Genomic DNA, 17,762 nt, shown 5'->3' on the forward strand with positions numbered 1-17,762 from the left:
CCGGCTCGGCATTCATGTGGACTTGTCCGTGTCGGCCTTCCCACGAAGGGAAGGCAAATCAGAGCGCAGGCGGAAACCTCACGCTTTCGGAAACGAACGCTTTCGGCAGCGGCACGGACTTGATACAATCCATGGCTAATTTAGCAGCGACTGGGATTGGCAAAGTGTCGCTCGAAATTCGCGTTCTCGGAGATCTGACCGTCCTTCGCCTTGGCGAGGTCGTTTCCTTGCCGCCTTCGAAAAAGACGCGGGCTCTACTGGCCTATCTTGCGCTCGTAGAGCGCCCGCAGCGGCGCGAGCGCCTTTGCGAGATGTTCTGGGAGGTACCGGACGATCCTCGCGGCGCCCTGCGCTGGAGTCTCTCGAAGATCCGACAGGTCGTCGACCTCGGGAACGGCGAGATCCTGCAAGCCGACCGCAACGCAGTTCGCCTGAACACCAGCGAAGTCGTGCTGGACATCGCGCCGCTCCGGGGCCTCGGCGGTCGTGACATAGAGGCTCTCGGACCGGAGAAACTGGAGGCCCTCGCCGGAGCGTTCCGCGGCCGTTTCCTGGATGATCTTTCACTGCCGCGCTGTCCGGAATTCGAAGCCTGGCGCATTGCGACCGCCGACGAACTGCACGTGACGCATCTGCGCATCCTTCGGGTGCTCGTCGACCGGCTTGAGCCGGCGCGGGCACTTCCGTACGCGCATGTCCTGGACGGGTTGGAGCCTGGGGACGAGGCTCTTCGAGCGGACATCCGCCGGCTGAGCGAGGCAGCACGGCAATCCGCCATGGTCCAGAGCCGCGCTTCGAGTAGCGACATCGGGGTCGCTCCCGCCGATGAGAACGTCCCTCCGACGCGTGTTTTGCCTGCGTCGGAGATACAGCTTGCCTCTCCGCCGGAGCGAATCCTTGCGCAGGAGATTCGCCGGTGCACGACGCCCGACGGCGCGCGCTTGGCCTATTCCTTGAGTGGTCAAGGCCCCCCTTTGGTAAGGGCCGCCCACTGGATGTCCCATCTCGAGCTCGAATGGGACAGTCCGGTGTGGAAGCATTGGATCGAGGGCCTCTCCGCGCACTACCAGCTGATACGTTACGACCAGCGCGGCAACGGCCTGTCGGACCGGTATCCCGCCGACCTGTCCTTCGAGGCCATGGTTGCCGACCTGGAGAGCATCATCGATGCCGCTGGTCTGCGCCGCGTTTCCCTGCTTGGCATTTCCCAGGGGTGCGCCGTTTCGATAGCCTATGCCGTCCGGCATCCAGAGCGTGTGGCGGGGATGGTGCTGTATGGCGGATTCACCAAAGGTTGGCGCAAACGGGGCAATCAGCGCGAAATAGCACGCCGCGAAGCGATGGGAGCGCTGATTCAGGAAGGCTGGGGCCAAGACGACCCGGTGTTCCGGCAAATGTTCACCTCCCTCTTCATTCCGGAAGCAACGCCGGAACAGAGGAATTGGTATAACGAGTTGCAACGCAATACCGTCTCGCCGGAGATTGCCCATCGCATCTTCGAGGAAGGCGCCGTCATTGACGTTGACGAGCTGTTACCGCGGGTCCGCGTCCCGACCCTGGTGATGCATGCTACGGGAGACGCGGTCATTCCGTTCGATCATGGCCAGGCGATGGCTGGGAAAATCCCCGGCGCGCGTTTCGTTGCGCTAGACAGCGTCAACCACGTGCTGCTTGGCCACGAACCGGCATTCGCGACCTTCGTCGACGAAACGCGTCGTTTCCTTGCCGACCCCGAACAGACGCAGCAACTGGCAGGCCCTCCGGCGTCCTTGGGAATCAACCGCTCTCGGCAATACATAACAGTGCTGGCCGCGGAAGTGGTCAGTCCCATGCATCTCCTCGAAACGGAGGATCCGGAAGTGGCGATCCGCGAATTCCAGCCCGTCGAGGATCGGGTGATAGACGTCGTGGAGAGCCATGGCGGCGTCGTCACGTCGGCTGCTGACGGGACAATCACCGCAGCATTCGGCCTCGCTCGCGCCACCGAGGATCACGCTTATCTTGCATGCCGCGCCGCGCTTGCGGCCAAGCTGGCAGTGGAGGAGCTTTCCCAGGGCGGGATCCAGTTGAGGGCCGGAATAGACACCGGCGAGGTGATCGTGCGGCAGCAATGGACGACCAAAGCCAGCAAGGTTGAACTGGCCGGAGCCGCGCCGCGTGCGGCCAACCGGCTGATGCGTGCCTTGCACCGTGCGACGATCGCCGCGACAGGCCGGGCGCGCGCAGCCGCCGGGGGCTATGTGCAGATGCACCGCTTAGCGCATTCGGAGCATCCGCAACTTGGCCACGAGGAACGCATTTACGAGCTGTTGGGCGAAAATCACGCTTTGTCGCGCTGGCACCTGAGGGCCAATCGCGGCCTCACCGGACTGGTGGCGCGCGAGCTCGAGCTGAAAATCCTTCTTGCAACCTGGCGCCGGGTCAGGGAGGGCCACGGCCAGGTCGCCGGGATCGTCGCCGACGCCGGCATGGGCAAGTCGAGGCTTGCCCATGAATTTCTCTCCCTCGACGAGGTGGCCGGTTTTACTGTGCTTGAATGTGGCGGTCTGGAGTTTGATTCATCAGTTACTCTGGGTGCTGTAAAGAAGCTGCTGCTCTCGGCTTGTGGCATTCGTGGCGAAGACGGCTTGGCGGAAGCCCAGCGCCTGTTTGCATTCAAACGGGCTGAACTGGACCTGGATCCAAGTCATACGGCGCCGCTTTCCTTCCTCGCGGACCTGCCGGTCGACGATTCTTCCTGGTGGCATCTCGATGCGCGGGAGCGGACCTCACGGGTATCCGAGGCGATGAGCGCATTTCTCGTTGCCTTGAGCCGGGCCTCGCCCGTAGCCGTGCTTATCGAGGATCTGCACTGGATCGATGCCGAGAGCGAGGCCGTAATGAACAGGCTGGTCGAGGTCATGGGCGCCAACCGTATCATGCTGCTCGCCACCTACAGGCCGCAGTACCGACACGAATGGAACCGCCGCGGCTATTTCCAGCAGATAAGGTTGGAGCGGTTCGCGCGGGACGAAATGGAGCAGTTCCTCACCGAATTGCTGGGATCCGATCCCAGCTTGGGGGAACTGCGGCAATCGCTTGCCGAGCGGGCCGAGGGCACGCCGCTATTCCTGGAAGAAATGGTGCGCGGATTGGTTGCGGACGGTGCACTTGCCGGCCAGTCCGGCCGCTACGAGCTCAAGAGGCCAGTGGATTCCATCACCATCCCGTCGACAGTTCAATCGCTCATCGCCGCACGTATCCAGCAGCTGGGTGACTCGGAAAGGCAGGCACTCCAACTCGCTTCGGTTATCGGCAAGAATGTTCCGTATCCCCTGCTGAGGGCGCTCTCGCCGCTCTCGGAGGCGGAGCTGGGGGTATGCCTGGCCAAACTGCAGAGTTTGGAATTCCTGTTCGAGGTCCAGAGCTATCCTCACGTGGAGTATACGTTCAAGCACGCGTTGACGCTCAAGGTGACCTACGAATCTCTCCTGGCGGAGGACCGAAAAAGGCTGCATCGGGCTGCATTGGTTGCGATGGACAGACTCTATGCCGGATCGCTGAACCACCACATCGAGGAACTGGCCGAACACGCGCTTCGTGCCGAGGCTTGGGAACCGGCCGCGGATTATCTGCTGCAAGCGGCGGGCCGGGCCGAGGAACGCTCGGCCTATTCCGCCGCGGTCCAGTTCCTCGAAAACGCCCGCAAAGCAGTCGCCGCGCTGCCCCGAAATCCGAAAACCCTCGCCCAGGCGATCAACCTGCGGGTGCGGATGCGGCCCGCCTACGGCGCCCTGGGTGCCTATCGGAAGGCGCTGCCGCAGCTATTGGAAGCGCGCGAACTGGCCATGGAACTGGGCGATCCGCAACTCATCTCCGACGTGTTGCTCCACTTGAGCTATCTCAACAGCTCCCACGGCCGCTACGAGGAGGCGCTGGAACCGGCCGACACACTCAAGCGCGGCGCGACGGCAAATGGCGTGCAGCGCTGCATAAGCGAGTCGGACCTGGCCGCCTCACAGGCGCTTCTGATCCGCAGCGAGGCGCGGCAGGTGCTGGAGCGGCTTGTTCCGCATGAGGAGAGGTTCACCAAAGCTTGGCGTCTGGAGCGTTTCGGACAGCTCGGTGCGCGTGCGGTTTGGTACCTGGGGCACCGCGCGCAGGCGGAAGCACGCCTTGGCCGGTTCGATGATGCGGAACGTTCGCTTGCCGAACTGCAGAAGGTCGCCGCCGAAGTGGCGCGCCCGATCGATAGCTGCGCGGCCGCCTATTTCACCGGTGTGGTGGGCGTCCTGCGCGGCCCCGAGCCGGCGCTTGTCGAGGCGCTGCAATTGTGGTCCTCCGAAGCCGCTACCAGCGCATCTATCCTACTCCGGCCATGGCTGTTGACCGTGCTCGGGCATGCGGAATTCCTGCTCGGCCGCAACCACGACGCGGGCGCCACCTTGGAAATGGCGGTGACCGAGGCTGAGCGGCTCGATCTTGCCCAGTTCGAATGTCACGCGCGCGCGGTGCTCGCATGCGTGCGTGCGCGCCTGTATGAGCCGGAAGCTGCGGCCAATCTCGGCCATGCGCTCGAGCTTGCGCGGGGACGCGGCGATCCGTGGAGCGAGATCATCGTACTGCGCGGCCTTGCCGAGCTGAAGCCTTCCAGATCGGCCATTGGCTGGCTCGAACAGGCCTGCAATCTTGCCAGGCGGGTTGAATTGCGGCCGGAGCTTGCCCGCTCCTTGCTAGCTCTCGGGCTCGCGAAGCGGCGCGGCAAGATTGCTGGCGCGGATGCAACTCTCGCGCAAGCGGCCAAGCTCTACACAGAAATGCAGATGCGGGAGGATTTCTCCGGCATGGAGGAGCCGACCGGAAGTGTCCTGCCCGATCGCGTTCCCATGGCGGTTACGGCTTGATCCCTCCGCATCCAGGGATCTGCTTCGAAGGTTTGCGCTGCCTGTAGGGCAAGCAAGCCGCGGTCACGCAGCTCGCGACCCCGCGGTGTCATGGAACGATATCTGCCGGACCAAACGATCCGCCACCACGTCTGCGTGGGTCAGCGGTCCCATATGTCCGGCGCCAGGAACAATCGCCCCGATTGCGGCCGGAACGCGGGAAACGAGTTCGCGGGCGATGAGCCGCGTCGGAACTGGTGCAAATTCGCCGCGCAATACCAAGACCGGAAAGCCAAATCGGGCATATTCGCTTGCTGGCGTCGATTCATGGATCAATGCGTGGAAGTCCAGGCTGGCCTTCGGCAGAAACCGCACGAGTGCAGCCTGAAGTTCCGGCTTCATCGCGGCGAAGATGCCGGCCCCACCCCAGTAGTCGATGAAATGAGCTGTCGCGGTCAGGTAACTGCCGTTGATCAGGCCGTCATGGACGGTGCCTGCGATCGCCAAGACTTCGCCGAGCGCCTCGTGGCCCTCACAGTCCAGCTCGCGCAGCAGGTGAAAGGCAGACGGCTCATAAAGGGAGAGGCTGGCCAGCCGGTCTGGACGCATCGCCGCTATATGCGGGGCCAATCCACCACCATAGGAATGGCCAACAAGATGCACAGGCCCGTCATGGTGGTCGATCATCTCCAGGATACCGGCGGCTTCGTGGGTCAGATGGAAAGCGCCGGCACCAGTCCAGGTGCCGCCGCCCGGCGCCCCGATCAGATCGGGTGCGATGAGCCGGTAGCTGTCATCGAGCCGCTCCGCCAGGCTGCGCCATTGCCGTCCGCTGCCGCCTGAGCAGTGCAGGGCGATGACAAGCGGTGCCTGACACGCCCTATGCGTGACGTGGGACGTCGATGCGGCAATCATCGAGCCCCGCCCTCCTCCGCCCTCAAAAAACGCGTGCGGCGGCTGGGATCACGCCCGGCAAACGAAGTGATCCAGTTGATCTCGAAGCGGGTGATGCCGATGTCGCGCAAGATGTAGTCCGGCAACTCATAAAGCTGTCTACGGTCCCGTTGGATACGAATGAAACGCCAGACTGCGGCCAACATTGTTCCGCCAGCCCAGCGCAAACCTCGCGTTCTGGTGAGGCACAGGGATGGGTTCACCATTTCACTCATTTTGATTTTCTCCATGGTTGCGGGCGCTGACTACGGCGCCAGTGGAGCCCTTGTCGTTGTCCGCCGTGAGCTTCATCGTTGAAGGCAACGTCGATTTTTGCCGCGCTAGCGTTGTATTCGGCGGTCAGGCCGCTGCTCGGCGGGAGACGTCGAGAAACATTGCCAGGTGAGCCGCCAGCGCCTCCGCATCGCGGCCGACGCCGTCGAGGAAGCTGGAGCTTCGATGGCGCATGAAATTGAGGCCGAGCACGTAGAGTCCCGGATACGCGCAGACGCCGCCATCGTTCAGGATTTCGCCCCGGGCGTCGAACACATCCAGCTTCAGCCATGGGTATTCCCGGCGATAGCCGGTAGCCCATATGATCGTCTGGATACCCTGGTCGATGAGGTCGATTTCGGTCGCCTCGGCGCTCAGGATCAGGCTCGGAATGGAACCGGGATCGATCGAGTAGAGGCCATCGCCGGCGGCCGCGCGGTCTATATTGGCCAGCACGCGCCTCAGCCTGCGTTCCGCCGCCATGGTCGTTTCGGCGAGATCGCCGTTGAACCGAATGCGTGCATCGCAGGCGGCAGCCGCTCGACCGACAAGACGAATGCCTTGCTCCCGAAGACCGGCAAGGTCGAGCGTCCTGCGCTCGGGTGTGCCTATCAGCTGCAGGGAGGGCTGCCGCCGTGCCGCGGTGAGATCCGGAACTTCAGCGACAGGCTTGGCAAGCATTCCCAGCCGGTCGAGCCACCACAGGATGTCGTGCCCGCGGTAAAGCCTCGGTAGGCGTGTATGACTGCCGACCGACAGGGTCACCGGGCGTCCGGAGCGATTGATCTCCTCCGCAAGTTGTATGCCGGTCGCCGAGGCCCCGGCCACGAGAACGCCACCCTGGGGCAGGTGCTGAGGATTGCGATAGTCCCGCGGCACGACCTGCCTGATCCGGGAGGAGATCTGCTTTGCTAGTGGCGGAATGCGTGGCCGGTCGCTGTATCCGGTCGCGACCACGACCGCACGCACGCTCCATTGGCCGCGATCGGTCAGCAGCCGGAAGCCTCCGTCGACCCTTTCGGTCGAAAGCACCTCCACACCGTCCTCCACCGGTGCGGTGATCGAGCACGCGTAATCCTCTAGGAACCCCACCGTCTCGGCCATTGTCATGAAGCCGTCGGGATTGGCTCCGCGATAACCGCCGCCGGGCAGGCGTGTCATCCAGTTGGGCGTCAGCAGGCGCAGCGAATCCCACCGTTCGCTGCGCCAGCGCTCCGCGATGCGGCCGCGCTCCAGCACGACGTGGTAGACCCCGCGCTCGGACAGGCACCGGCTCATGGCTAAACCCGCCTGTCCGGCGCCGATAACGGCCACGTCTGTGCGTCGCATGGAATTCGCGCCTTGTAAGCAGGGGTACGAGATCGCCGGCGCCATTCTTTTACGGGACGAGGCCGGCGATATTGCTCTTCCGAACTGGAGATCAGCCCTTCACGGCAACCGAGACCGGCACGCCGTTGGTCAGCACGTCGAACACCGCGGAACGGGCGCGCGACTGCATTACGATTTCCTCGAGCTTCTCAGCCGAAGCATCGCCCTTGATCTTGAAGGAGATACGGATGCCCTGGTAGCCGTTGCGGACTTCGTTAGAGATGCCGAGGATGCCGCGAAGGTCGATGTCGCCTTCGACGGTCGATTCCACCTCATGCAGCGTCACGCCGCGCGCGGCCGCGATGTTCGCGATGCCGGCGGTGAGGCAGGAAGCAAGCGCGTGGAGTAGGTATTCGACCGGCGTCGGGCCGTTGTCTTCGCCGCACAGGACCGCCGGATGATCGCTGTCGGCCTGGTATGCCGTCACATGCGGCTGCTCGGCGCCAGCGCCGAAGAAGTTGGCCATCGTGCTGCGGCTGTGCGTGCCGGTGATCCAGCGGCTCTTGGCCCGGAACTGGAACTTGGCAAGCTCCGGCTGGCCCGCGACGGCATTGATGGTGGCCAGAAGGGTGGGCGTATTGACGCCGTTCCTCGGCTCCCGCGACGCCTTCTTAACGGAAGCCTTTTCCATGACCATTGTATCGTCCTGCATGTCATTCACTCCTGGGTTCGGATGTTGCGCGACCGGGATCGCCCCGGACGGCTAAACCTCGGCCGGCAGCGTTTGACGTGCAGTGGGAACAACAGTGGGAAAACGAGAGGTTTTTTTGCGTCAACCAGTCGTGAACAGCGCCAGATCCGCAATCAGCGAAACGGCGGGCCTTCAAACGCTTTGCTTCCTCGCGCGGTGCGATCTCCCGTAAGCGCCGAGAACGCTTCGCAACCGAAACCACAGGAGATCAGACCATGTCTCGTTCATTTGGAAAGGATACCCGCCCGTCCTCAACCGACTGGGCTGTCATAGCTCGCGGGCCAAGCAAGGCCGAGGTGCTCGCCCATATCGCGAAGATTCACACATACGCGAGCACCCTAAATCGGCCCGGCCGCGAGAAAACCACATGAGGCTTGTTGCGGCGGGAGTGCCGATCGGCCCCCGTCGACAACACTTGTCGGGATAATGTTTTCGGTCGACGTCCAGCTGGCCGCACACGGCATCGCGGTCCATGCCGGGGCGAAGTTTTCGACCGGAAAGACCAGCGCCGTGCGCGTCGCGACCAGCATCCTGAGCGAGGAGCACCTCGAGCACGTCGCAAATTCCCTGGCGCTGGCAGCCGACCCGGCGCGGGAAGTTAACTGAGGCAAGTCAATCGCCGTTCGGACTGCTTACTCCGCCGCCACGCCCTTCACCTCGAGATAGCTTTCCATTGAATCGTCCATCGCCTGCAGCCAGGGCGTATGGTGCAGCGGCGCCATCGTGCCGGTCATCAGCGAGCGGTAGGCGTGGTCGCGGAAGCCCATAATGTCTTCCGCCTTGTGGTGCTCCCACTCCATGAAGGTCTGATTGACAGCCTCGACATCGAAGCCGGGATAGTCGGTCTGCTCCATCAGCTCCCTGGTGTAGTCGCCCTGGAACCAGATCATCTGCTCGGCGTCTTCAAGTGTTTCTTCACGTGCCCGCCATTTCCGGCCGTGCTCGGCCATTGCTTCGGCCGAGGGCAGCTTGATGCGGCCCATGATGACGTCGCGGGCGAACCAGGCCTGCGCGTCGAACATGTTGAAGGTGTAGAACTGGTCCTGCATGCCGATATAGGACAGCTTCGGGTTTTTCTCCCAGACGACGCCCTCGTAGAGCCCGTCCGGCCACATACGGTTGGCGGTCTTCAGCTTCAAATCCTCGGTGAGGAACGGGAAGGAGTGGAGATAGCCGGTGCACAGGATGATGGCGTCGACGTCTTTGGTGCTGCCGTCCTTGAAATGCGCGGTCTTGCCGACGACCTTCTGCAGCAGCGGCACTTCCTTCCAATTGTCCGGCCATTTGAAGCCCATCGGCTTCGAGCGGTAGCTGGAGGTGATCGATCTGGCGCCGTATTTGTAGCATTGCGAGCCGATGTCCTCGGCCGAATAGGAGCGGCCGATGATCAAGATGTCCTTGCCCTTGAATTCCATCGCGTCGCGGAAATCGTGGCTGTGCAGGATACGGCCGTTGAAGGTCGAAAAGCCCTCGAAATAGGGAACGTTGGGCACGGAGAAATGCCCCGAAGCGACGACGACATTGTCGAACTCTTCCGAATAGGTGACGTCGTTGGTGCGGTCATGCGCGGTGACGGTGAATTTTTTTGTTGTTTCGGAGAAGGTGACCATGCGCACCGGGCTGTTGAAGCGCACCCATTGGCGCACGCCGGATTTTTCGACGCGGCCCTTGATGTAGTCCCACAGCACGGCGCGTGGCGGATAGGAGCCGATCGGCCGGCCAAAATGCTCCTCGAAGGTGTAGTCGGCGAATTCCAGGCATTCCTTCGGGCCGTTCGACCAGAGGTAACGGTACATCGAGCCGTGCACCGGGTCGCCGTGCTCGTCGAGGCCGGTGCGCCAGGTGTAGTTCCACAGGCCGCCCCAGTCGGACTGCTTTTCGAAGCAGACGATCTCGGGAATATCGGCGCCCTTGTCGGCGGCCGACTTGAAGGCCCTGAGCTGGGCCATGCCGGACGGCCCGGCTCCGATGACGGCAACACGATCTTTCATTCCGGGCCTCCCGATCTCATTTCCCTAACGAAACAAATTTCACTGACAGGACAGTAATTGCCCCTTCGATGCTGTCAACCGGCCTCATGATGGAAACCTTGTTCATCAAGCCGGATTTCCACGCGACGCAGGACCTCGGGCGAAAATCCGGCTGCGCGCGATTCGACGCGGAGTAGCTTGCCGTGGCAGTTGCGCTTCTATATCGGCACCGAATATGTTCACCGTGAGTGAAATGAATCGGCAACGTCCGGGGTGGCGAAATGGCGAAAAAAGCGACCAGTCTGAAGCATGATGCCGGCACCGCCGGCAAAGCCAAGCCGTCGGCCGCTGCAATCGATCCGCGCAAGATACGCGCGCCGCTCACCCAGAACCCGCATGCCATTCGCGATACTCGCGAAAAAGTGCTGGAAGTCGCGATCGGCCGCGAGGTGCGGGCATTCCGCAAAAAGCTCGGCATCACCGTCGCCGATCTGGCTGCCGCCACCGACATTTCGCTTGGCATGCTGTCGAAGATCGAGAACGGCATCACCTCGCCATCGCTGACCACGTTGCAGGCGCTGTCACGGGCGCTCGGCGTTCCCGTCACCGCCTTCTTCCGCCGTTTCGAGGAGGAGCGCAGCGCCGTCTTCGTCAAGGCCGGCGAAGGGCTCGACGTCGAGCGCCGCGGCACGCGCGCCGGCCACCAGTACAATCTGCTCGGCCATATCGGCTCCAACACCAGCGGCGTCGTCGTGGAACCCTATCTGATCACGCTGACCGAGGATTCCGACGTGTTCCCGACCTTCCAGCACGAAGGCATGGAATTCCTCTATATGCTCGAGGGCGAGGTGGTTTACCGGCACGGCAGCAATCTCTACCCGATGAAGCCCGGTGACAGCCTGTTCTTCGACGCCGATGCGCCGCACGGACCGGAAGTGCTGAGCGTCCTGCCGATGCGCTATCTGTCGATCATCTGCTACCCGCAGAGCGCGGGGTGAGTTGGCCAATCTCCCCCCTCGTGGGGGAGATGTCCGGTAGGACAGAGGGGGGCGCTGTCCCGCCGACTTATCAATCGATCGTGGGTGCGAGCTTAGACTGTTGATAGTCTTTCGCAGGAGGTCGGAAAGGGTTGCGTTCCTTCGCGCCCCCCTCTGCCCTGCCGGGCATCTCCCCCTCTTGGGGGGAGATTGGCAGCTTGACGGGCAGCGCGAACCTCGCAAACAGAACCTCAATCAGGCCCAAAACCCGCTGACGTCGCACTCCCATCATCCAGCTTCGACAGCCATTCGACCAGCGTCGGCCGATAGCGCGTCAGGCCCTTGTAGGTGGCGAGTTCCTCGGGCAGGTCGCGGATGACGCGGTGCAGCCGCCGTGCCCATTTCGGCTGCGTCACCAGCTCGTCCATCTTGATCAGATAGCAGCGGATCGGGAAGACGATCGCATTCGAGCGCGGCAGCCGCCAGAAGCTCTGCAGCTCGACGCGCAGATGAACCTTGTCGCCGACGTTTTCCGGCGTCACCGTGGCGCGGTCCGGACCCCATTTGTGGTAATTTTCCGGGCTGGTATCGAGGCGCGGATTGATGGTCATCGTCCAGTTCAGCCGGCGCGCCGGCTTGCCCTGCTGGATGTTGGTGAGGAATTTCAGCGCCCGGACGAAGATGCCCTTCTCATGCGCCAGCGGCACCGGCGCGTGCCATTCGAAGAAGTTCATGCCGATGTCGAAATCGAGCGACCAGTCGGCCTGGGTGGTGACCATGCCGGCATCCATCCACAGATTGCCGTCGCGCTGGTCGAGGATGCAGAAATCGCCCTGGCTCTGGCGGGTGATGTATTCCATCGGCCCATAGGGCAGCGTCGAGACATCGCCGAAGGTGAAGCTGTCGTCGATGCCGAGCGGCCGGTTGATCCAGCGCCAGCGGTCGCCGTCGCGGATCAGCATGAAATGCTCGGGATAGCCCAGCGCCTGCTGCTCCATCAAAAGCTCGAGCAGATCCCAGCCGGCCAGCGTCATGTGCGGCAGCGACTGGCAGCGCAACGGGTCCTCGGCCAACACCAAAGCGCGGTCCTGCATCTCGGCGACATAGTGCTCGTCGACGTCGATCAGGTTCTCCAGCACGCTGCCCTTCGGCCCGACGACATGCGGCTCGATGTTGACGGCATACATGTAGCTGTCTTCATGGAACGGGAACGGGAACCGCCTGATGTGCTCGGGGCTGTTCCTGAAGGTGAAGTCGTCGCGGAAGGTTTCCTTGCGAAAGGTGATGCCCAAGCTCGCCTCCTATCTTTCCAGCACCAGTGACCTGCCCTCGAAGCGTGAGACGCAGGGCATGATCTTGCAGCCCGAACGGTGGTCTTCCTCGCTCAGCCAGTGGTCGTTGTGGATGAATTTGCCGTCATGCGAAATGACGTTGGTCTCGCACTGGCCGCAGACGCCACCGCGGCAGAGATAGGGCGGATCGACGCCGGCCGCCTCGATCGCCTCGAGCAGGCTCTGCTGCTCGTCGACACGGATTGTCTTGCCGCTGAGCGCCAGCGTCACGTCGAAGGGCGCGCCGGGCTGCGGGGCCGCGAAATGCTCGAGATGCACGGTCTCGGGAGGCCAGCCGAGGGCGGCGGCACGCTCGCGCACCCAGCCGATCATGCCCGACGGGCCGCAGACATAGAGATGCGTGCCGAGCGGCTGCGACGACAGCAGCCGGTCGAGATCGACGCGCTCGTCGCGGTCGTCGTGATAGAGCCTGACCCGGCGGTCGTAGCGCTCTCTCAGCAGGTCGGCATAGGTGCCGAGCGAGGCGGTGCGGCAGGTGTAATGCAGTTCGAAATTGCCGCCTTCCGCCGCCAGCTGCGCGGTCTGCGCCATGAACGGGGTGATGCCGATGCCGCCGGCCAGCATCAGATGCTTCCTGGCGCGCAGATCGAGCGAGAACAGGTTGACGGGATAGCTGACCACCATCTCCGTGCCCGGCCTGACCTGCCTGTGCATGAACAGCGAGCCGCCGCGGCCGGCGTCGTCGCGGCGCACCGAGATGGTGTATTCGCGGGTGTCGAGCGGCGAGCCCATCAGCGAATAGGGATTGAGCCTGGTGCGTTCGCCATCGCGCATCTCGACGACGACATGGGCGCCGCCGGAGAAGGTCGGCAAAAGCTCGCCGTCGCGCCGGCGGAAATGAAAGCGCGTCACCAGCTCGTTGACCGGGACGACATCGCTGACGAGGACATCGAGCTTGGTGGTGCCGGTGCTCATCGAAAGACCTCCTCGATCGGAGGAATTTCGCTGCGGTCCTCGGCATTGATGCAGACGCCCTGGAAGGCGGCGAGCCGCCGCGAATAATGATCGCGCACCAGAAGCAGCAGGCCGCAATGCGAACAGGTCGCCGGCTGCGTCGTCACGTTCTCGGTGATGCCCTTGCAGTGGACGCATTGCATGCGGCGCGCCAGCGAGCCGCGATGCTCGGTCTGGATCGAGGTGTGGTCGATGCCGGCTTCGAGCGCCGCCTGCATGGCCTGTCCGATCAGCCCTTCGGTGCCGGCAAGGTAGAGCCTGAGGCCCATATGCGCGTTGGCCAGCGTCTGCTTCAGCCGCGGCAGGGCGCTGGCGAAGGAATGGCCGAGGTAGAACTGCGCCGGCTTCAGGGCTTCGAGCGCATCGGCGTATTTGCCGTCGCGGCCGGGAATGAAGATGATGTGGGCGCCGCCGAAGAAATCCGCCGGTGCCTTGGCGGCCAGATCGGCAATCGCCAGCGCTCCTTCTGCATCCGCTATGAAAAGATGATGCTTGCCAGGCTGCGGAGACAGGGTCCCATAGACCGGACGGCTGATGATGCTTTTCGCTGCCATACCCGCAGTATGCCTCAGCCTTTCGCCGTGCGCTTGGTCTTCTTCGGATCATCGAAAGGAAGCGGCTCGGCGATTGCGCTGATGGCGCCGCTCTTGTTGCGGATCTCGAGCCTGGTGCCCTGCACCGCGCAGTCGACCTCGAGCCGGGCGATGCCCATCGATTTTTTGACAAGCGGCGAATACATGGCGCAGGTCACCACGCCGACCTTTTTGCCGTCGCGATAGACCGGTGCGCCCTCGTCGGCCGGCTCCTTGCCTTCGAGCAGCACGCCGAAGATCTTGAAGCGCTCCTTGCCCTTGAGGCGATAGTGCTCCTCGGCACCGCGAAAGCCTGTCTTGCCGGGGCTGACGGTGAAGTCGAGACCAAGCTCCCACAGCGTGTCGCCCGGGCCTTCGTTCTCAAACGGGTATTTCTGCGAATTGTCGTAGGGGTAAAACAGCAGGTAGCTCTCGACGCGCAGCATGTCGAGCGTGGTGAAGCGGCACGGGATGATGCCGGCGCTCTTGCCCTCGTCGAGGATCCTGTCCCAGATCGTTCCGGCGTCCTGGCCACGGCAGAAAATCTCGTAGCCGCGTTCGCCGGTATAGCCGGTGCGAGAGATCATCACGGGAAAGCCGAACAGCTGCGTCTGCATGTGGTGGAAATAATTGAGGTCGCGAATGCCGGGCACATGCCTTGCAAGATAATCCACGGCTAGCGGCCCCTGCAGCGAAAGGTCGTGCAGATTGTCATCGAAGCGCAGCGACACGTCACGACCGACCGAAGCGCGTTGCAGCTCTTCATGGCCGGTGCCCGAGCCATGCACGACCATCCAGGAATTCGGGCCGGTGCGGTAGAGGATGCAGTCGTCGGTGAACTTGCCGGCCTCGTTGAGCATGCAGGCATAGGCCGACTTGCCGGGATAGATCTTTTCGACGTCGCGCGTCGTCGCCAGATCGATCAGGTGCGAGGCGTGCGGCCCGGTGATGTGGACCTTCTTCAAGCCGGAGACGTCCATCAGGCCGGCCTTGGTGCGGATGGCGATATACTCTTCGTCGGCGTCCTTGTCGTAGGTCCAGGCGGTACCCATGCCGCTCCAGTCCTCGAGCTTCGAGCCGAGCGCGCGATGGCGGTCCGCAAGCGTCGAAAATCTCCAGGATGCCGTCATCCGCTGTCCTCCGTTCGAAAGAAACCTTTTTGCTTTCCCCTGCTCCCTGCACACAGGCGGGAGCGTTGCCTTGAATATTGACCGCAAACGCAGGGAGCCTGCAATACCCGTAAGCAAATAATTTCATTGTCAGGCAAATCCGACGAGCCCAAACAAACGGTTAACGTCGCGTAAAATCGTCTTGACAATTCCAGAATTCGGCCGGATTTTATGAAAAAAATTTCACTCTCTTGAAAGAGGGCAATGACCGGCCAATCCGGACCGGCGTTGAAAAAGGGGAAAGCCGATGTCCGACCTGCAACAGCGCGTGGAAGCGTTGTACCGTTCCGACGTGCGTGGATCCATGCTCCTGATCGTCTGCCTGTGGGCGACGATCCTCTTTGTCCTGTTCATGACATGGCCATACGTCCCCGACGCCGGCATCAAGCTCGTCGTCGCGGTCGCCGCCGCCGCCGTGCTGATCTTCAACACGGCCGCGATCCTGGCGATGGTCAACCACTACAAGGAAGACAAGGACTTCATCTACGGCCTCGACATCAAGAACGCCGACGCCTACCGCAACCGCAAGTCCTGAGGGGGAGACGCATGGCCCGCTATACACCGCCCGAACAGAGCAAGGCCGGACAGGTTTTCGATATCGCCGTCGTCGTGGTCGCGATTTTCGTCGCGCTGTGGCTGCCGCTGAAACTAGGGCTGGCAGGGGCGGCAAAATCCATCGACGCGCTTGACGCCAAGACGTGGGAAGCGCTCGGACAAAACCCGACCATGGCCTCGATCTGGGAAAAGCTCGGCTACACGCCGGAAACCGCGCACGACATCATCCAGAACCGGTTCCACTACATCATCGACTGGCCGACGCTGATCATCATGGCGGCTGTGCTGATCGGCTATTTCATCTTTCTGTTCCGCGCATCGGACCGCGAATACCGCGACGTCATCGACGAAAAGTTCGGCGACAAATAGATAGGGAAGCATCGTCATGTGGGTGGCACTCTCTTACGCATGCTGGGGCATCTCGATCGTGCTCGCGCTGTGGATGCTCTACGACTGGTTCAAGATCGACACGACCTATTCCGAAGAGATGCTGACCTCGTCCAGGGAAGGCGAACTTGAAGCCGTGTCCGAAAAACACCGGATCTGAGTGGGGAATTGAACGATGACGATCACGGCTGAACCAGCGGTGCAAGTGCAAGGCGACAGGGTTTCACTGCTCAGGGTGCTCGGCCCCGCCCATGTCTGGGCGCTCGGTGTCGGCATCGTTCTGGTCGGCGAATTCACCGGCTGGAATTTCGCGGCGGACAAGGGCGGCGCGCTGGCGGCGCTGATCGTCTGCTGGATCGTCGGGCTGCTCTACACGTCGGTCGCGATGATCGATTCCGAAGTTACCTCGACGGTTGCCGCCGCCGGCGGCCAATATGCCCAGGCCAAGCACATTGTCGGGCCGCTGATGGCCTTCAACGTCGCGCTGTTCCTGGTCTTTGCCTACACCATGCTCGAAGTGTCGGACGCGATCCTGCTCGGCGACACGATCGTCGCCAAGGCTGGCGTCGAGGGCATCAACCACAATTCCTTCATCGCCGCGACCATCGTCGTGCTGGCATGGCTCAACTATCGCGGCGTGCTGATGACGCTCAACGTCAACTTCGTCATCACCGCCATCGCCTATGTCTCGATCGTCATCCTGTTCTTCTCGGTCAGCCCGTGGACGCAAGGCGCCGTGCTCAAGCTCAACGAGTTGGTGACCCCGGGCAACGCCCTGCCCTATGGCTGGATCGGCGTCATCGCCGCCTTCCAGTTCGGCATCTGGTATTATCTCGGCATCGAGGGCACCACGCAGGCGGCCGAGGAAGTGCGCTCGCCGGCGCGCTCGCTGCCCTACGGCACGATGGCCGGCATGATCACGCTTCTGATCGCCGCCGCCATGACCTGGTATGTCTGCGCCTCTCTGATGCCCTGGGAATATCTCGGCATCACCTACTATCCGCTGTGGGACGCAGGCAAACTGACCGGCAGTGCGCTGCTGGAAAACCTGTTGTTCATCGCGACGCTGCTTGCCGCGCTCGCCTCCGCCAATGGCTGCATCAACGACGCCGCGCGCGCCTGGTTTTCGCTCGGCCGCGACCGCTATCTGCCGACCTGGTTCTCGGCGGTGCATCCGAAATACCGCACGCCCTATCGCTCGATCCTGTTTCTGCTGCCGATCGCGCTCGCCTTCGCCTTCATCGCCGACCTCAACCAAGCGATCACCTTCTCGATCCTGTCGGGCGTGCTGCAATACACCTTCATGAGCATCAACATCATCATGTTCAGGAAAAAGTGGCCGCTCGGCTCGATCCGCCGCGGCTACACCCATCCGTTCCATCCGCTGCCGGCGATCGTCTTGTTCTGCCTTTGCGTCGTCACTTTCTTTGCGATCTTCCTCGGCTTTGGTTCGCAGCTGATCGCCATGGTCGCTTTCTACTTCCTGATCTCGCTGTGGTTCCACTTCTACCGCTACAAATTCGTGCGCCGTGGTGCCCAGTTCACCATGCCGTGGCCGAAGCCGCAGGGCTACTGACAGGAGTAAAGGAGGCTCACCCCAAAACGCAGCGCAATCGCATATGGGAAAGTGGGCGGGGCGCCCGCGCCGGAAGACCAAGAGGGGGGGGGGGAGGGGGGGGGGAGACAGAAGCCACCCACG

General features: G+C 62.6%; 16 protein-coding genes. 7 read left to right on the forward strand and 9 right to left on the reverse strand.

Going from position 1 to position 17,762, the window contains the following annotated elements; translation table 11 throughout:
• The first annotated feature begins 164 nt into the window (after positions 1 to 164).
• Positions 165 to 4,883 carry an alpha/beta fold hydrolase gene (locus NKI67_RS27385; protein ID WP_023674006.1) on the forward strand — a complete coding sequence of 1,573 codons (4,719 nt, stop codon included), beginning with the start codon at positions 165 to 167 and terminating at the stop codon, positions 4,881 to 4,883.
• Between the two features lie 63 nt (positions 4,884 to 4,946).
• Here the strand turns inward: NKI67_RS27385 and NKI67_RS27390 are convergent, their stop codons facing one another.
• The 4 genes from NKI67_RS27390 to NKI67_RS27405 all read right to left on the reverse strand — a co-directional run bounded on the left by NKI67_RS27390 (position 4,947) and on the right by NKI67_RS27405 (position 8,073).
• Positions 4,947 to 5,777: an alpha/beta fold hydrolase gene (locus tag NKI67_RS27390; protein WP_023674005.1), complete on the reverse strand. Its 831-nt coding sequence runs from the start codon at positions 5,775 to 5,777 to the stop codon at positions 4,947 to 4,949.
• On the reverse strand, positions 5,774 to 6,031 hold the full coding sequence (locus NKI67_RS27395; RefSeq protein WP_198023510.1) for a YjiS-like domain-containing protein: 258 nt from the start codon (positions 6,029 to 6,031) through the stop codon (positions 5,774 to 5,776). The genes NKI67_RS27390 and NKI67_RS27395 overlap by 4 nt, the downstream gene beginning before the upstream one ends.
• A gap of 124 nt (positions 6,032 to 6,155) precedes the next feature.
• Complete coding sequence (locus NKI67_RS27400; RefSeq protein WP_352647863.1) at positions 6,156 to 7,442, reverse strand: NAD(P)-binding domain-containing protein; 1,287 nt, start codon at positions 7,440 to 7,442, stop codon at positions 6,156 to 6,158.
• Positions 7,443 to 7,488: 46 nt separating this feature from the next.
• Complete coding sequence (locus NKI67_RS27405; RefSeq protein ID WP_245274597.1) at positions 7,489 to 8,073, reverse strand: OsmC family protein; 585 nt, start codon at positions 8,071 to 8,073, stop codon at positions 7,489 to 7,491.
• A 480-nt stretch (positions 8,074 to 8,553) separates the two neighbouring features.
• Between NKI67_RS27405 and NKI67_RS27410 the strand changes: the two genes are divergently transcribed.
• Positions 8,554 to 8,733, forward strand: coding sequence for a hypothetical protein (locus NKI67_RS27410; RefSeq protein ID WP_023674001.1), 180 nt, complete (start codon positions 8,554 to 8,556; stop codon positions 8,731 to 8,733).
• A 26-nt stretch (positions 8,734 to 8,759) separates the two neighbouring features.
• Here NKI67_RS27410 and NKI67_RS27415 read toward each other — a convergent pair whose 3' ends face one another.
• Positions 8,760 to 10,118 (reverse strand): trimethylamine monooxygenase, encoded by a 1,359-nt coding sequence (locus NKI67_RS27415; RefSeq protein WP_023674000.1) that lies wholly within the window; start codon positions 10,116 to 10,118, stop codon positions 8,760 to 8,762.
• Between the two features lie 260 nt (positions 10,119 to 10,378).
• On the opposite strand from NKI67_RS27415, the gene NKI67_RS27420 reads away from it, so the two are divergent.
• Positions 10,379 to 11,095: a helix-turn-helix domain-containing protein gene (locus tag NKI67_RS27420; RefSeq protein WP_023673998.1), complete on the forward strand. Its 717-nt coding sequence runs from the start codon at positions 10,379 to 10,381 to the stop codon at positions 11,093 to 11,095.
• Between the two features lie 230 nt (positions 11,096 to 11,325).
• Here the strand turns inward: NKI67_RS27420 and NKI67_RS27425 are convergent, their stop codons facing one another.
• From NKI67_RS27425 to NKI67_RS27440, 4 genes are read right to left on the reverse strand one after another with little or no spacing between them, the layout of a single operon-like run.
• Positions 11,326 to 12,366 carry a heme-dependent oxidative N-demethylase family protein gene (locus NKI67_RS27425; RefSeq protein ID WP_023673997.1) on the reverse strand — a complete coding sequence of 347 codons (1,041 nt, stop codon included), beginning with the start codon at positions 12,364 to 12,366 and terminating at the stop codon, positions 11,326 to 11,328.
• A 9-nt stretch (positions 12,367 to 12,375) separates the two neighbouring features.
• Positions 12,376 to 13,341 (reverse strand): PDR/VanB family oxidoreductase, encoded by a 966-nt coding sequence (locus tag NKI67_RS27430; RefSeq protein WP_352647866.1) that lies wholly within the window; start codon positions 13,339 to 13,341, stop codon positions 12,376 to 12,378.
• Positions 13,338 to 13,934, reverse strand: a complete 597-nt coding sequence (locus tag NKI67_RS27435; protein ID WP_023673995.1) for a dimethylamine monooxygenase subunit DmmA family protein — start codon at positions 13,932 to 13,934, stop codon at positions 13,338 to 13,340. Before NKI67_RS27435 ends, NKI67_RS27430 begins: the two co-directional genes overlap by 4 nt.
• Positions 13,935 to 13,948: 14 nt before the next feature.
• Complete coding sequence (locus NKI67_RS27440) at positions 13,949 to 15,082, reverse strand: aminomethyl transferase family protein (protein ID WP_023673994.1); 1,134 nt, start codon at positions 15,080 to 15,082, stop codon at positions 13,949 to 13,951.
• Positions 15,083 to 15,368: 286 nt separating this feature from the next.
• On the opposite strand from NKI67_RS27440, the gene NKI67_RS27445 reads away from it, so the two are divergent.
• Genes NKI67_RS27445 through NKI67_RS27460 form a run of 4 tightly spaced genes read left to right on the forward strand, consistent with a single transcriptional unit; the run spans position 15,369 to position 17,639 of the window.
• Complete coding sequence (locus tag NKI67_RS27445) at positions 15,369 to 15,656, forward strand: hypothetical protein (protein WP_023673993.1); 288 nt, start codon at positions 15,369 to 15,371, stop codon at positions 15,654 to 15,656.
• Between the two features lie 11 nt (positions 15,657 to 15,667).
• Positions 15,668 to 16,045, forward strand: a complete 378-nt coding sequence (locus NKI67_RS27450) for a hypothetical protein (protein ID WP_023673992.1) — start codon at positions 15,668 to 15,670, stop codon at positions 16,043 to 16,045.
• 16 nt (positions 16,046 to 16,061) lie between these two features.
• Positions 16,062 to 16,223: a hypothetical protein gene (locus NKI67_RS27455; RefSeq protein WP_023673991.1), complete on the forward strand. Its 162-nt coding sequence runs from the start codon at positions 16,062 to 16,064 to the stop codon at positions 16,221 to 16,223.
• A 15-nt stretch (positions 16,224 to 16,238) separates the two neighbouring features.
• A complete protein-coding gene (locus tag NKI67_RS27460) occupies positions 16,239 to 17,639 on the forward strand; it encodes an APC family permease (protein ID WP_023673990.1) in 1,401 nt (466 codons plus the stop codon).
• Positions 17,640 to 17,762: the final 123 nt, after the last annotated feature.

Source organism: Mesorhizobium sp. M0408, from assembly GCF_040321495.1.
In the GTDB taxonomy this organism is placed as follows: Bacteria; Pseudomonadota; Alphaproteobacteria; order Rhizobiales; family Rhizobiaceae; genus Mesorhizobium.